Here is a 1,166-nt window from a genome sequence, read left to right on the forward strand (position 1 = left end):
GTTGGTGTCGCACTCCAGTTACCATTGGCATCGGTTTGTACATCAATGCTTTGAGTAGCATTTGCTGCATCTGTAAACGTCACCGTGATGGTGCTGTTAGGTGCATCACTGGTGCCTGTCACAGTTGGCGTGCTGTCATTTGTTAATAATGGCGCATCTACACTCACACTTGGTGCTGTGGTATCAATGGTGCCGTTGCCGGTAATATCGGTGCTGTTTCCTGCCACATCGCTAATACTTGCTTCGATGCTATACGGCCCTTCTGCCAGTGCAGTCGGTACTTCTACAGAGAAGTTACCATCGGCATCCACAGTGGTGGTAAACGTTTGTGTATTGCCTTGATCGTCCACTACCGTGAAGTTAATAACCGTGCCTTCAACGGCATCACTTGTTCCACTGAGTGTCGGGGTGATGTCATTACTTGAGCCTGGGCTGGTAAGTACAAGTGTCGGTGCAGTGGTATCTATTTCACCTGCGCCTGTGGCGGTGGTGTCGTTGCCTGCGGTATCTTCAACACTCGCGCTAATAGTGTATGTACCTTCTGCAAGTGCTACCGGTACAGGGATTGACCACGTGCCATTGGCTAGTACGGTGGCGCTCATTGTTTGCGCTGCGCCGCTGCTGTCGGTGACAACAATGGTTACTTCACTGCCTTGCGGTGCATCACTGGTACCTGCAATCGTTGGCGTGGTGTCGTTCCCTACACCGTTGTCTGTAATAACAAGGCTCGGGCCAGTAAGGTCTATCTGACCTGTCTCGGTGGCGCTGCCGATATTACCTAGACCATCATCTACCTGTGCGGTGACAGTATATTCGCCTTCGGCTAAGTCAGTTGGTGCATCGACACTCCATACTCCACCCGTTACGGTCGTATCAACAGTCGTAATATTCCCTGCACTGTCTTCAAACGTTAAGCTAATGGTGGTGTTATCTGCCGCATCGCTTGTACCATTAATGGTTGGGGTGGTGTCGTTGGTGTCAACCAGTGCATTAATACTAATGCTTGGGGCCGTGGTGTTGAGTGTTGCGGTTTCACTTAATGTAGTGGTATTACCGGCGTTATCACTAACGCTTGCTTCAATAGTGAGTGGACCATCAGTTAACGCGTTCGGTACATCTGCTGACCAGCTGCCATCGGCTTGTACTGTTGCAGTAAACGTTTCTGT

General features: G+C 50.3%; 1 protein-coding gene. It reads right to left on the reverse strand.

The annotated features are described in order from the left end of the window. Window positions 1–1,166, reverse strand: a 1,166-nt coding sequence (locus tag H5160_RS20080) for an Ig-like domain-containing protein (RefSeq protein WP_182738527.1), incomplete at both ends; no start/stop codon positions are given.

The sequence above is a fragment of the Pseudoalteromonas sp. SG43-4 genome (assembly GCF_014164325.1).
GTDB lineage: Bacteria > Pseudomonadota > Gammaproteobacteria > Enterobacterales > Alteromonadaceae > Pseudoalteromonas > Pseudoalteromonas distincta.